Source organism: Methylobacterium mesophilicum SR1.6/6, assembly GCF_000364445.2.
In the GTDB taxonomy this organism is placed as follows: domain Bacteria; phylum Pseudomonadota; class Alphaproteobacteria; order Rhizobiales; family Beijerinckiaceae; genus Methylobacterium; species Methylobacterium mesophilicum_A.
Window position 1 is genome coordinate 550,622 of record NZ_CP043538.1, and the last position, 13,879, is coordinate 564,500.

General features: G+C 65.2%; 12 protein-coding genes. 9 read left to right on the forward strand and 3 right to left on the reverse strand.

Going from position 1 to position 13,879, the window contains the following annotated elements:
• The first annotated feature begins 4 nt into the window (after window positions 1-4).
• The 3 genes from ctaD to MMSR116_RS02580 are packed head-to-tail and all read left to right on the forward strand — an operon-like array spanning window position 5 to window position 2,669.
• Complete coding sequence (gene ctaD / locus MMSR116_RS02570) at window positions 5-1,702, forward strand: cytochrome c oxidase subunit I (protein ID WP_010683897.1); 1,698 nt, start codon at window positions 5-7, stop codon at window positions 1,700-1,702.
• On the forward strand, window positions 1,699-2,376 hold the full coding sequence (locus MMSR116_RS02575; RefSeq protein ID WP_010683896.1) for a cytochrome c oxidase subunit 3: 678 nt from the start codon (window positions 1,699-1,701) through the stop codon (window positions 2,374-2,376). Before ctaD ends, MMSR116_RS02575 begins: the two co-directional genes overlap by 4 nt.
• A complete protein-coding gene (locus MMSR116_RS02580) occupies window positions 2,373-2,669 on the forward strand; it encodes a cytochrome C oxidase subunit IV family protein (protein WP_010683895.1) in 297 nt (98 codons plus the stop codon). The genes MMSR116_RS02575 and MMSR116_RS02580 overlap by 4 nt, the downstream gene beginning before the upstream one ends.
• A gap of 7 nt (window positions 2,670-2,676) precedes the next feature.
• On the opposite strand, the gene MMSR116_RS02585 is transcribed toward MMSR116_RS02580, so the two are convergent.
• A complete protein-coding gene (locus MMSR116_RS02585; RefSeq protein ID WP_010683894.1) occupies window positions 2,677-2,901 on the reverse strand; it encodes a hypothetical protein in 225 nt (74 codons plus the stop codon).
• Between the two features lie 32 nt (window positions 2,902-2,933).
• Entirely contained in the window at window positions 2,934-3,224 is a 291-nt protein-coding gene (locus tag MMSR116_RS02590; RefSeq protein ID WP_158168500.1) for a hypothetical protein, read from the reverse strand.
• Between the two features lie 557 nt (window positions 3,225-3,781).
• Here MMSR116_RS02590 and MMSR116_RS02595 point away from each other — a divergent pair.
• The 5 genes from MMSR116_RS02595 to MMSR116_RS02615 all read left to right on the forward strand — a co-directional run bounded on the left by MMSR116_RS02595 (window position 3,782) and on the right by MMSR116_RS02615 (window position 10,438).
• Complete coding sequence (locus MMSR116_RS02595) at window positions 3,782-4,555, forward strand: Crp/Fnr family transcriptional regulator (protein WP_010683893.1); 774 nt, start codon at window positions 3,782-3,784, stop codon at window positions 4,553-4,555.
• A gap of 19 nt (window positions 4,556-4,574) precedes the next feature.
• Window positions 4,575-5,291: an HWE histidine kinase domain-containing protein gene (locus MMSR116_RS02600; RefSeq protein WP_010683892.1), complete on the forward strand. Its 717-nt coding sequence runs from the start codon at window positions 4,575-4,577 to the stop codon at window positions 5,289-5,291.
• Between the two features lie 102 nt (window positions 5,292-5,393).
• Window positions 5,394-6,416: a chemotaxis protein CheB gene (locus MMSR116_RS02605; RefSeq protein ID WP_010683891.1), complete on the forward strand. Its 1,023-nt coding sequence runs from the start codon at window positions 5,394-5,396 to the stop codon at window positions 6,414-6,416.
• Between the two features lie 120 nt (window positions 6,417-6,536).
• Window positions 6,537-10,022, forward strand: a complete 3,486-nt coding sequence (locus MMSR116_RS02610) for a CheR family methyltransferase (RefSeq protein WP_051072174.1) — start codon at window positions 6,537-6,539, stop codon at window positions 10,020-10,022.
• A gap of 23 nt (window positions 10,023-10,045) precedes the next feature.
• A complete protein-coding gene (locus MMSR116_RS02615) occupies window positions 10,046-10,438 on the forward strand; it encodes a response regulator (protein WP_010683889.1) in 393 nt (130 codons plus the stop codon).
• A gap of 91 nt (window positions 10,439-10,529) precedes the next feature.
• On the opposite strand, the gene oxlT is transcribed toward MMSR116_RS02615, so the two are convergent.
• Window positions 10,530-11,807, reverse strand: coding sequence for an oxalate/formate MFS antiporter (oxlT, locus tag MMSR116_RS02620; RefSeq protein ID WP_010683888.1), 1,278 nt, complete (start codon window positions 11,805-11,807; stop codon window positions 10,530-10,532).
• An 879-nt stretch (window positions 11,808-12,686) separates the two neighbouring features.
• Between oxlT and MMSR116_RS02625 the strand changes: the two genes are divergently transcribed.
• The gene (locus tag MMSR116_RS02625) at window positions 12,687-13,877 is read left to right on the forward strand and encodes an ABC transporter substrate-binding protein (protein WP_010683886.1); all 1,191 of its coding nucleotides are present in this window, start codon (window positions 12,687-12,689) and stop codon (window positions 13,875-13,877) included.
• The last annotated feature ends 2 nt before the right edge of the window (window positions 13,878-13,879 follow it).

A 13,879-nucleotide genomic window follows, 5' to 3' on the forward strand; every position in this document is an offset into this window, starting at 1 on the left:
CCGCATGAGCACGCGCGTCGCCGAAAGCCCGGCGAGCCTCGCCGACCCGGACGAACTCGCCCTCGGCCTGCCCGAGAGCTACCTCGCGGCCGGCAGCACGCTCGGATCGTGGCTGACCTCCACCGACCACAAGCGCATCGCGATCCTCTACGCCCTGTCGGTGACGGCCTTCTTCTTCATCGGCGGCGCGGCCGCCACCCTGGTGCGGCTGGAGCTGTTCACCCCGCAGGCCGACCTCGTCGGCGCAGACACCTACAACAAGCTGTTCACGCTCCACGGCGTGATCATGGTGTGGTTCTTCCTGATCCCGTCGATCCCCACCACCTTCGGCAATTTTTTATTGCCGCTGATGATCGGCGCCCGGGACCTCGCCTTCCCCAAGCTCAACCTCGCAAGCTGGTACCTCAACGTCCTCGGCGGCCTGATCACCACGGCCGCGGTGCTGGCCGGCGGCATCGACACCGGCTGGACCTTCTACGTCCCCTACTCCACCACCTTCTCCAACACCGCCGTCACCATCGGCGTGCTCGGGGTCTTCGTCTCCGGCTTCTCGACCATCGCCACGGGGGTGAACTTCATCGCTACCACGCATCTGCTGCGGGCGCCCGGGATGACTTGGTTCCGCCTGCCGCTCTTCGTCTGGGCCATGTACACGACGAGCATCATCTTCGTGCTCGCGACGCCCGTCCTGGCGCTGACGATCCTCCTCGTTGTGGCCGAGCGATCCCTCGGTCTGCCGATCTTCGATCCGGCGAAGGGCGGCGACCCGATCCTGTTCCAGCACCTGTTCTGGTTCTACTCGCACCCGGCCGTCTACATCATGCTCCTGCCCGGCATGGGCATCGTCTCGGAGGTGATCACCTGCTTCGCGCGGCGGCGGATCTTCGGCTACGACTTCATGGTCTACGCCCTGGTGGCGATCGCGGTGATCGGCTTCTTCACCTGGGGCCACCACATGTTCACCTCGGGGATGTCGCCCTACGCGGCCCTGATCTTCTCGTTCCTGTCCTTCGTGGTCGCCGTGCCCTCGGCCATCAAGGTGTTCAACTGGACCGCCACGCTCTACCGCGGGCAGGTCGGGTTCGAATCGCCGATGCTCTACGTGCTGGGCTATATCGGCTTGTTCACCGTGGGCGGCCTGACCGGGCTGTTCCTCGCTTCGATCCCGATCGACGTCCACGTGCAGGACACCTACTTCGTCGTCGCGCATTTCCACTACATCATGGTCGGCGCGACTGTATCGGCCTACTTCGCCGGCCTGCACTTCTGGTGGCCGAAATTCACCGGCCGCATGTATCCGGAGACCTGGGCCAAGTTCGCCGCGGTGCTGATGTTCTTCGGCTTCAACCTGACCTTCTTCCCGCAATTCATCGCGGGCTATCTCGGCATGCCGCGGCGCTACCACGTCTATCCGCCGGAGTTCCAGGTCTGGAACGTGCTCTCCTCCTCGGGCGCGGCGGTTCTGGCGGCGGCCTACCTGATGCCGCTCGGCTATCTCACGTGGTCGCTGGTCTTCGGGGAGCGGGCGGTGAACGACCCCTGGAACGCCTCCGGCCTCGAATGGCGCACGACCTCGCCGCCGCCGCGGGACAATTTCTTCGGCCGTCCCGCCGTGCTCGGCAAGCCCTACAACTACCATCCGGAGGGCGCGGAGCCGCTGCACGACCAGCCGCGCATCCCGTCGCAAGGCTCGCTCACATGAGCGACCCTTCCGTCGCCCCCAAGGCACTGCTGCGGGAGCCCTGGGACGGCCTGAGACTCCCGGAGGCGGAGGCGCTGTCCGACCAGCGCTTTGGCGCGACCTTCGGCATCTGGATCTTCATCGCCAGCGAGGTGCTGTTCTTCGGGGCGCTGTTCCTGTTCTACGCTGCCGTTCGGGCCGAGCATGCGGAGGCCTTCGCGGCGGCCGCCCGCGAGACCAACATCGTCTACGGCACGGTGAACACCGCGCTCCTGCTCACGAGTGGCCTGACCGCGGCGGCCGCCTCCCGGGCCTCGGAGCACGCCGCCTTGAGCCGGATGACCCTCTGGTGCCTCGTGGCGACGGCGCTGCTCGGCCTCGCCTTCCTGGCGGTGAAGGGCCTGGAGTACCGCGAGGACATCGCCGGGCATCTCGTGCCCGGGGCGGGCTTCAAGCTACCGGAGCCGTCCGCGCAGCTGTTCTTCGGCTTCTACTGGCTCTCGACCGGCATCCACGGGATCCACCTCGCCATCGGCATCGGCCTCGTGGCGCGGCTGATCGTGATCGGCTGGCGCCATCCGGATCGCGTTCCCGGGAACCCGCAGATCGAGGTGACGATGCTCTACTGGGGGTTCGTCGACATGGTCTGGCTGTTCCTCTATCCGGCCCTTTACCTTGTGGGGCGCGCCGGATGAGCGCCCCCGTCTCCGCGGGCGCCGTGTGGCGCCGGGTGCTGCCGGGCTGGCTCGGCCTGATGGCTCTGCTGGCGGTCAGTTGCGCCCTCGCCTACGCGCCGCTGGGTAGCTGGACTGTAGCGGTGGGCTTCGGCATCGCCGCCACGCAGGCCTTGCTCGTCGCCCTGCTGTTCATGCGGCTGGACAGCGCGAGTGCCCTCATCCAACTGACGGCGGCCTGCGGTCTGTTCTGGTCGGCGATCCTGTTTACCCTGTCACTCGCCGACGTCCTAAGCCGCCTCACGCGCTCCTGAGCCCGCCTCAGCGTGCCCGCCGGACTGTGGTCGTCCCGCTCGGCTCCAGGCTGATGCGCTTCGTCTTCCGCACGGTGACGAACCCGGCTTGGCACAGGGCTTCGTCGAGATCGGCCGGGCTCACGGAATGGCGCAGGCGCACTGACCTCACCGGTATGTTTTCAATATGCTGGCCGATCTGCATCAACGCCTCAGATGGCATCGCTTGGAACGCGTCGTCACAGACGGTCATCGCGGTCCTTTAGGCAGTGATCATGTCATTGGTCATTTCTTCAAGGCCACACCCGATGCATGCGAGTACCGGGAGCGATAGGCGTACGGGATCGGCGACGCGGATGAAGGCTGCTCACCGCTTTCAGAGCGGAAGGGTGATAGATTAGCGCGTACCATATCGACCGTCGCACATACATGATCCTGCACGGCCCTGAAATAGACAATCGTTTCTTGCAATTTTTGTTGCAGCAGCAAGCTTTCAGTCCGCAACCGTCGAGCTCTTGCCAGGGTCTCGTCGACCGATGCGCGAAGCTTCACAAAGGCAACGTCGTCATCAAGCATGTCGTCACCACGGCCGCCACTCTCGGCTAAACACGTGAGGTGGTCAACTTTTATACAACTGAAAGTTGGCATTCGGGTCGACGGAATGCCGCTGAGTCATGCCGCCCTGTACCATCGTAGGCTCTTAAAGTTCCAAGCAGTCTGCGGCCACACGTTCCCGGCTTCTCAGTCGAGTCGGAAGCGGAGCCTGCGGCTATATCTGCTTCAATGCTTATGCCTTCCAGAAGCGCGCCGGTAGAATTTCACCCAACTTCGCCCATCAGAAATTGCAACAAGCCCAATGGTGCGGGCAAAAAAGGAATGTCGGCGTCCTCGCGCAGTCAAGCGGCAAGCAGCCGGTCGTGCGACACGACATGGACGTTCACAACCGACAAGAAGCTGACCCTGCGGATCTTCACGTCCGGACGACGCGTTTCTCCAGCTTGAATCAAGCAGCAGTTTTTCCGCGCACCGCTAATACAGCAGCGAATAATTTGCGGCCTTGATCCTGATCTAAGTGAGTGCGCAGTTCTGCCGTTGACATACGTGAATTTCTTCATCGCCGCGGAAAAGCACCCATGCCGAACCCGCGCGCCCGCAAGCTGCAGCGCTACATACCCCTCTCGGATGCCGATAAGCTGTGGCTGAGCGATGTGCTCGGTCCGGGACGCCAGATCGCCGCGCGCACCGACATCATCCACGAGGGCGACGACCCACGCGCTGTCAATGTCATCCTCGATGGCTGGGCCTGCCGCTATCGGCAGCTCCTCGATGGGCGGCGCCAGATCGTCGCGTTCCTCCTCCCGGGCGACCTGTGCGACCCGCACGTCTTCCTTCTCAAGGAGATGGATCACACGATCAGTGCAATCACGCCGGTCCTCCTCGGGCAGATCTCTGGCGCAGCCATGCAGGCGATGACGGCTCGCAGCCCGCAGCTCGACCTAGCCGTTCACCGTGAAGTGCTGGCTACCGCTGCGGTTCAGCGCGAGTGGACCGTCAGCCTCGGCTGTCGCACCGGCATCGAGCGGCTCGCTCACCTGTTCTGCGAACTGCACGCGAGATTGGCGGCCGTCGGCCTCGCGGACGACAACACCTGCCCGATGCCGATCACCCAGAACGACCTCGCCGACGCGATGGGTCAGACCAGCGTGCACATCAATCGCACGCTCCAAGAGATGCGCTCGGCGGGACTGATCACATTGCGCAGGCGTAGCCTGACCATCCATGATCCAACGGCGCTGGCCCAGCTCGGGCACTTCGATCGGGCCTACCTGCACCTCACGGTTGATTATCCCTCGGCTCCGTTCCCAGCGCGAACCGTGGGCTCGCTGTCGATTGGTAATGACGTCTAGTTCTCGAAGAGGGCCCGGCATGACGGATCCTGATGACGTGGCCGGGCAACTCGCAGCCCTGCGCGCCGACAACGCCCGTCTGCGTCGACTTCTCGACGAGGCCGGGATGCCGGACAGCCTGCGCCACGGCGTGCGCAATACGATGGCGATGCTGCGCACGATCGTGCGTCGTTCGGCCGAGAGCGCCGGGGATGTCGAGGCTTACGCCGCCCACCTCGACGGCCGCCTGCACGCATTGACGCGCATACAGGCCACCACGGATGCGTTCGGCGAGGCGAACCTGCACACGCTGATCTCGGACGAGTTGCTGTTCCACCTCGTGCGCGAGGGTGAGCGAGCCACGATCGACGGTCCACATGTGCGGCTCAGGCCGAAGGCTGCGCTGGTCCTGGCGCTGGCAGTGCACGAGCTGACCAGCAACGGCGTCGAACACGGGTTTCTGGCTCTGCCGCAAGGGCGCGTGACGGTGTCCTGGAGGGTCGAGCCGAGCAGTCCTGAGCCGACTCTCGTCCTGACGTGGAAAGAGGAGGGCGGCACCGGGGTGACGAAGCCCGCACAGCGCGGCTTCGGCACGGCGCTCCTGGAGGACATGCTGGCCTACGAGATCGATGCCCGATCGGCACTCACTTACGAGCCGGATGGGCTGCGCTGCACCCTGCTCATCCCATTGGCCACCTGGATCGGACGCCTCGTCGAACCGGCGGCGGCACACGGTGCAGGTGATGATCGTGACTAGAGCCGCTCCGGTGCGTTCATCCCTCACGAACCTGTTTCCGAACGAACGGTGCGCGGATGCACTGCGCTCGATGCGATGCTTCTTGCCCGACGGAGAGCGCCGATGACCAATCGCGACATCATCGTCATCGGCGGATCGTCGGGCTCGACCGCCCCGCTCAAAGCGATCCTCAGCGCGCTTCCCGGAGACTTGGCGGCGGCTGTCTTCGTCGTGGTGCACATCCCGGCCCGCAGCCTCGGCCTGCTTGCCACCGTCACCGCCGCGGCCGGCCGGCTGCCGGTCCACGCCGCGCGCGACGGCATGGCGATCGCGCCCGGCAACGTCTATCTCGGCGTGCCCGACCATCATCTGATCATCCGTGACGGACAGATGCGGCTCGGCCGCGGCCCCCGCGAGAACATGGCCCGCCCATCGATCGATCCGCTGTTCCGCTCCGCAGCGGCGGCCTATGGCCCCCGCGTCATCGGTGTGTTGCTCAGCGGCCTGCTCAACGACGGTGCGGCGGGGTTGGAGGCGATCAAGCGCTGCGGCGGCATGGCGATCGTGCAGGACCCAACGGACGCGATCGCCGACGAGATGCCGCTCAGCGGGATGGCGGCGGTCACCGTCGATCTCGCCGTGCCGAGCGCGCGCCTCGGCGACATCCTGTCCGAACTCGTACACGAGCCCGCCGGACCGCGCCTGCCGGTCCCACCCGAGATCCGCTTGGAGATCGACATCGCCGCTGGCGAGCGAATCGACAGCGATGTGCTGCGCCGCCTCGCCGATCCCGCACCGCTGACGTGCCCGCACTGCAGCGGCGTCCTGTCCACGATCCGCGATGCCAAGCCGCTGCGCTATCGCTGCCAAGTCGGTCACGCCTTCACCGCCGAGGTGGTCGCCAAGCAGCAGGAGAACGCGGTCGACGAGGCCCTGCGGGTCGCGCTGCGCATCATCGAGGAGCGGGCCGAACTCGTCGCCCGCATGGCGCGGGACGGGCGGAACTCCGGACGTCCCGCGGTCGCCGACATGTACGACGAGCGCGCAGCCGAGTACCGGGATTACGCCGAGACGATCCGCCGGGCGGTCCTGCTGTCCTTCCCCGAGCCCGAGCCGTCCGGAAGCGAAGGCGCACAGGAAGATTAAGGCGTATCGCCCCGATCACCCTGGAGGCATCGCCGTGGTACGAGGACCCGTTACTGTCTCCACGAGGCGCTTCGGGCGGTACCGCCGCTTCTACAGCGCTTCGCATCACGGCGATCCAGCATGCCACAGGCCGAAGTGAACCCGTCGAGGACGAGCGCCTTCGTGGCCCTGAGCGCGTCGGCGGCGAGCACCGCATCGCTGCAGCACGTCCTCACCCATTTGCCGCGCCTCGACAGCGTAGCGGTCATCATCGTCCTCCAGCATAGGGACGCCCTCGACGAGGCTGGGTTTCGGCAGTCGCTGGCAGCGACCGGAATCGATCTGACGGAAGTTCTGAACGACGCTGTGATCGAAGGTGGACGCGTCTACCTGATCGGCGCCGATCTCGTCGTGAGCGTCGAGAAGGGGCGCTTCCGTACCCGGCCGGCGGATGAGATCGGATGCCGGGGTGTCATCGACAGCTTTCTGGTCTCGCTCGCCCACGACGAGGACGGGCGCAGCATCGCCGTCGCCTTTGCGGGCACGGGCGGAGACGGGACACTCGGCTTCAAGGTCGTCAAGGAGTCGGGTGGCCTGACGCTCGCCGAGGAGACCGACGAGACCAGGGCCGGCGAGCTCGCTTCCAGCGACAGTCCGGCAGCGCTGGCCGATGCCATCCTACCGCTCGACGCTCTCGTCGAACGGGTCTCGACCGCCACGCACCAACTGGCCGCTCAAGGCGACGTCGCCCCTGATGCATCCAAGGCCGCGCTGCAAGCGATCGCAGGAGCGCTCCGCAACAGGACCGGCCACGACTTCCACGGCTACAAGCCCGGCACCTTCCTGCGCCGGGTCCAGCGCCGGATGCAGGTCCTCTCGCTGGCGCACGTCGACGAGTACGTCGACGCGCTGCGTGAGCACCCCGAGGAGGCGCAGGAGCTCTTCAACGACCTCCTGATCGGCGTCACGCAGTTCTTCCGCGATCCGAAGGAGTTCGAGCTCCTCGAACACGAGGTGATACCGAAACTGTTCGCCGGCAAGACGCGGGACGATCAGGTTCGGATCTGGGTGATCGGCTGCTCGACCGGCGAGGAAGCCTACTCGCTGGCGATCCTGCTGCGCGAGCACATGGCCACCCTCGACGTCGTGCCCCAGGTCCAGATCTTCGCGACCGACCTCGACGGACGAGCGTTGGCCTCGGCGCGCGCTGCCCGCTTCGCGAACACGATCAGCGACGCGATGTCGCCCGAGCGGCTGGCCCGCTGGTTCGTGAAGGAGGGCAACACCTATTGCCTAGTGAAGGAGCTGCGCGAGATGTGCATCTTCTCGCAGCACTCGATCATCAAGGACCCGCCGTTCTCGCGGCTCGACCTGATCTCGTGCCGCAACCTGCTGATCTATCTCGACGCCGAGCTGCAGGGACGGGTGATCCCGCTTTTTCACTTCGCCCTCAAGCCGGACAGCATCTTGTTCCTCGGCAATTCCGAGAACGTCTCCCGCCACACCGACCTGTTCGCGCCGATCGACAGCCGCTCGCGCATCTTCCGCCGTCGGGAGACCGGCACGCGCATCCTGCCGGATTTCCCGTTCGTGACGTCTGGCAGCCGGATTGGGACCCCCGTCCTCGCCGAGGAGCGCGCGCGACCGAACGGGGCGACGCTCACCCGCCGTGCTGAACGGTTGGCAGAGCGTTACGCGCCCGCCTACGTGATCACCGACGCCTCGTACAACGTCCTGCACTTCTCCGGACGGACCGGGCGCTACATCGACCCGGCCGGCGGCGCCGCCAGCCTGAACCTGCTGCAGCTCGCTCATCCGGATCTGCAGCTCGACCTGCGCGCGGCGCTCACCAAAGCCGATGAGACCGCTCAGACTGTGCAGGTCGACGGCTTGCAGGTCGGCCAGAACGGGACGCGCCTGTCGGTCGACCTCGTGGTCGAACCCATGCGCGACGACCCGGACGCGCGCGGCTACTTCGTGCTGTTCAAGGATGGTCTGGTATCGGCCGCCAAGCGCGCCGAAGACGCAGACGCCTCGGCTGGGCTCGAACACACCCGGCGCCTTGAAGCCGAACTGGGGGTCACGCGCGAGCGCTTGCAGGCCACCATCGAGGAGTTGGAGAGCACCAACGAGGAGCTGAAATCCTCGAACGAGGAGTACCAGTCGCTCAACGAGGAGCTCCAATCGACCAACGAGGAGCTGCAAACCTCCAAGGAGGAGCAGCAATCCGTCAACGAGGAGCTGACCACGGTCAACGGCGAGCTCGGCCACCGGGTTCAGGAGTTGGGACGGGCCAACAGCGACCTGAAGAACTTTCTGGAGAGCACGCAGATCGCGACGATCTTCCTCGACAACGAGCTGCGGATCACCAATCACACCCCCGCCGTAACCGAGATCTTCCACCTCATCGAGAGCGACTCGGGCCGGCCGATCGGCCACATCAAGGCGCGGATCGCCTATGAGGAACTGCAGGATGACGCCCGGCGCGTGCTGCGCACCCTGAGCGTGGTCGAGCGTGAGATCACCAATTCCACGACGGGCGCGCAGTACCTCGTTCGGGTGCTGCCCTACCGCAGCGTCGACAACTTCATCGCCGGCGTGGTGATCACGTTCGTCGACATCACGGAGCGCAAGCGTGCCGAGGAGCGTCAGCGCGCGAGCGAGCGCCGGCTCCTCGCCCTGGTGGAGGGCATTCCGCAATTGGTCTGGCGGGCGGCCGAGGATGGACACTGGACCTGGGCGAGCCCGCAATGGTCCGCCTATACCGGTCAGAGCGAGGCGCAGAGCCGGAGCCACGGCTGGCTCGATGCTCTGCATCCCGATGACCGCGCACCGGCCGTCGAGGCTTGGCGCGAAGCCACGCGGACCGGGCTGCTGCAGATGGAAGGCCGCCTGCGTCGCGGCGCCGACGGCGGCTACCGGTGGTTTCAAACGCGCGCGATGCCGGTGCATGGCGAGCGCGGGGAGGTGGTGGAGTGGCTCGGCACCTCGACCGACATCGACGATCTGCGCCGGATGCAGGAGCAGCAGCACGTTCTGGTCGCCGAACTGCAGCACCGTACCCGGAACCTGCTCGGCGTGGTGCACTCGATCGCGCAGCAGACTGTGGCGATGAGCGACACGCTGGAGGCGTTCAGTTCCGCGTTCAACGAGCGGTTGGCCGCGCTCTCGCGCGTGCAGGGGCTGCTGTCGCGCGCAGGCGAAGAGCCGATCACCCTGGGGGCGCTGATCCAGACCGAACTTGATGCCCTCGCCGCAAACTTGCAGAACCGTGTCGTGCTGACCGGGCCCGACGTTCGCATCCGTAAGGCGGCGGTGCAAACGTTGGCGCTCGCCCTCCACGAGCTGGCCACCAACGCGCGCAAGTACGGCGCGCTCTCCAACGCTCACGGCCAGCTCAGCGTGACATGGTGGACGCACGAGAGCGATGGGCAGGGCCCACAACTCACGCTCGAATGGGTCGAGACCGGCATCGAGAGACAGTCTGCGCGGGGAAGCGCGAACCTGAGGAACGGCTACGGACGCGAGTTGATCGAGAACGCACTGCCGTATGCTCTCGACGCCACGACGCGCTACGAACTCGGCGAGGCCGAGGTGCGTTGTCTGATCGAGCTTCCTTTGGCCTGAGACCCCGTTCCGAGGGACAGATGATGGGCACATCGAGCCATGATCCCGACGCGCTACCGGGCCGAAAGGTGCTCTTGGTTGAGGATGATTACTTCATCGCCGACGAGATGCGCCGGATGTTGTCGAGGGACGGCGCGGAGATCCTCGGACCGGTGGCGAGCATCGACAAAGCCTTGGCGTTGATCGAGGCCGGTTCTGAGATCGACGCGGCCGTGCTCGACATCAATCTGCGCGACGTCACGGTCTTTCCGGTGGCGGACGCCCTGACTGCACGCGGCGTGCCGTTCATCTTTGCCACTGGCTACGACAGCGCGGTGATCCCCGCGCGCTACGCACACATTCAGCATTGCGAGAAGCCGCTGCAGATGGACACGCTCACGCGAGTATTGTCGGCAGAGGTCAGCAAGCACTGTTAGCGTCTGCTTATGGGACGCCGTACCGCGCAATTGAATGGCCGGGGTGGGCGCTGCCGAATGTCGGCTTTTGAGACAAATGGTGCTCGTTCTCTTAAACAGTCGCGGCACCCCCAAGAGGGGGCTGAGGCGCCCGCTCCCGTCCGAGCCAGCCGCGCCGCATGGGTTTCAGGACGAAGTAGGCGAGAACGGCGGTGATCAGGTCGAGGATAATCGCGATCGAGAAAACCGGCACCCAGTTGCCGGCCGCGTCGTGGATCAGCGCCGCGACAGGACCGCCAAGGAGCGAGCCGACGCCTTGTGCCATGTAGAGGAAGCCGTAGTTTGTGGTGGCGTGCTTCGTCCCGAAGGTGTCCGTCAGGATCGAGGGGAACAGCGAGAAGATCTCGCCCCAGGCGAAGAACACAACGCCCGACAGGAGTGCGAACGCGTAAGCGTTCTGCCGATTGTAGAGCAACAGGCCGATCGCGACCGCCTCAAGCGCGAACGCGATCGCCATCGTGTTCTCCCGGCCGATATGGTCCGACACCCAGCCGAAGAAGGGTCGCGTCAGGCCGTTGGTGATGCGGTCGAACGTCAGCGCGAAGGGCAGCGCCGCAAAGCCGAACACGAGCGCGTCGGCAACTCCGAACTCGCGGGCGAAGTTCGCGAAGTTGGCCGTGACCATCAAGCCGCCCGTCGACATCATCGTCATCATGACGAACATCAACCAAAACAAAGGCGTGCGCAGCATCGCCCTCGGTGCAGTGTCGGCTGCCGCGCTCGCAGTTCTGGCCGGGTCGATGACGGGCACCTCGCCAGCCTGCGGCGCGCGTAGGCCGAGGGCGGCGAGCACCCCGATCGCGCCGAGAATGCATCCGAAGACCAGAAGCGTGTGCCGGAAGTCGGTGGATGCGATCATGTCGGTGATCGGGAAGGTGGTGACCATCGCACCCATGCCGTAGCCGGCCGCCACGATGCCGGTGGCGAAGCCCCGACGGTCCGGGAACCAGCGCACCATCAGGCAGACGATGCCGACATAGACGATGCCGGTGCCAAGTCCGCAGAGCAGACCATAGGTGGCGTATAAGGCCAGCAAGCTCTCGGCTCGCGAGGCCGCGACCCAACCGAGCCCGCTCAGGGCGGTACCGAGGGCGATCATCAGTTTTGGACTAAACCGGTCGATCAGATAGCCTTGCACCGGCGAGAAGAAGGTCTGCAGCACGATCACCAGCGTGAAGGTGACCTGCACGGCGGCGAGCGAAGCACCGGTGCTCGCCTGGAAGGGTTTGACGAACAGCGTCCAGACGTATTGTGGGCTCGAGATCGTCATCATGACGATCAGACCCAGCAGGAGTTGCAGCCAGCGTCGACGCGACTGGACTGGGCTCATTCATGCCTCCCGGTGCCTTTAAGATGATGACATCATCAGCACCACCCGGCGTCAATCATGCGCCGCAGCGCAGTTCAAGGCGCAGCGTCGCAGAACGCTGGCGGTTAGTCCCAGGAGTGCGCGGGCTGAGCGGCGCGAGCTTTCGCACGCTCGACCGGGTCTTCCTGACGGTCGACAACCGCGCCGACCCGGAGCCCGCCGGCGCGTCGGAAGTGTTTCGCGGCCAGACTCGGCGAGCCGCCGATGGGAGATAAGTAGCGGTGCGCGCGACGGATCGGGACGAAACAACCCTGTGCCTTGCACTCGCCGCACAGGAGAGCCCGCCTACATCGTTGTCGAAAAAGCTTGTCCACGACGCGGCGGGCGCGCGGCAGACTGCGCCCATTGGAACTCAGAGGATCGCCGTCTTCGTTCGCCTAGCGCCCGCGCTCGAGATACTGCTCGCCGCATCGGGCTGCCTCGGCGAACACGGGCCGGTCGGGACCTGACAAGTTCGCAACGAGCGGGCCGGGCCCACCAAGGCCGAGTTGATCGCTGCCCATTTGGGCGAGCCCCGGAAGGAAGCGGCCTGACATGTCGTGGATGTAGAGAGGTCCAATGACCACGCGCTTGGGCCTTCTCGCCGACTCCAGCGGATCGGCCCCAATCCGTTCACGAGGCTGACACGGCAAGAAACCAGCACGGGTGGAACGCGGTTTTAGATTAGTGCGGCTGGTGCCCCTGCCAAGAACCGGATGCTTTCATTCGAAGTCGCACGTCACACCGCGACCTAACCGTGTCGATCGCCGTCGGTTAGCCTAAACGTGGCCCGATCGATCGGGCCGATCAGACAAGCCTCGATCAAAGGCGGCCACGGTGAGGAAGACGCTCTTAGCGGCCATGCTGGCCGCAGCTTGGTCCGGATGCGCTTCCGCGCAGGCGCCAACCACAGTCTCAGACGGCACAGTTCGGGTCGGGCTAATCCTCGACATGTCCGGCGTCTATGCCGATGTGACTGGACCAGGCAGCGCCGCGGCCGCAACGATGGCGGTGGAGGATTTCGGCAAAACCGTGCTCGGCGTACCGATCGAAGTGGTTGTGGCTGATCACCAAAACAAGGCCGACATCGCTGCCGCGACTGCTCGGGAATGGTTCGACACCGGCCGCGTGGACGCAATCCTCGACGTGGCCGCGTCCGCCCCCGCTCTGGCGGTGGCCGAAATCGCAAGAGCCAAAAACCGGATTGCAGTGTTTAACGGACCCGGCGCCGTGCGGCTGAACAACGAGGCCTGCACGCCGGTGACCATACACTATGCTTACGACACTTACGCACTCGCCGGAGCCACAGGACTTGCCACGGTGAAGGCCGGTGGGACCTCTTGGTTCTTCATCGCGGCTGATTACACGTTCGGACAGGAGCTCGCTCGAGACGCGGCAACGGTGATCCAGGCTAACGGAGGCAGAGTGCTCGGTGAGGTGCGAGCGCCGCTCAACACAGCCGACTTCTCTTCATTCTTGCTGCAGGCGCAGGCCTCCGGCGCCAAGGTGATCGGCCTTGCCAATGCAGGTCGCGACACCACCAACGCCATCAAACAGGCCGCTGAGTTTGGCCTCACGGGCGGCGTGCAGCGACTTGCGGCGCTGCTCGCCTACATCAACGACGTTCATAGCCTCGGCCTTTCGGCAACACAGGGGATGCTGCTTACTTCCGGCTTCTATTGGGATCTCGACGATGGAACGCGGGCGTTCGCCAAACGCTTTCACGAGCGGACCGGCCGGATGCCGAACATGTCTCAGGCAGGCGTCTATTCGGCGGTGACGCACTACCTGAAGGCTGTGAAGGCGAGTGGGACAGACGCCACTGAAGCCGTGATGAAGGCGATGCGTGAAACGCCGGTCAATGACTTCTACGCGCATGACGGACGCATCCGCGAAGATGGCCGCATGGTCCACGACATGTACCTGTTCCAAGTAAAGACGCCCACCGAGTCCAAAGGCGAGTGGGACTTGTACAAGCGGGTCGCGACAATAGCGGGCGATCAGGCGTTTCAGCCGCTTTCGGCCTCACGCTGTCCTCTCGTGAAGCGATGAGG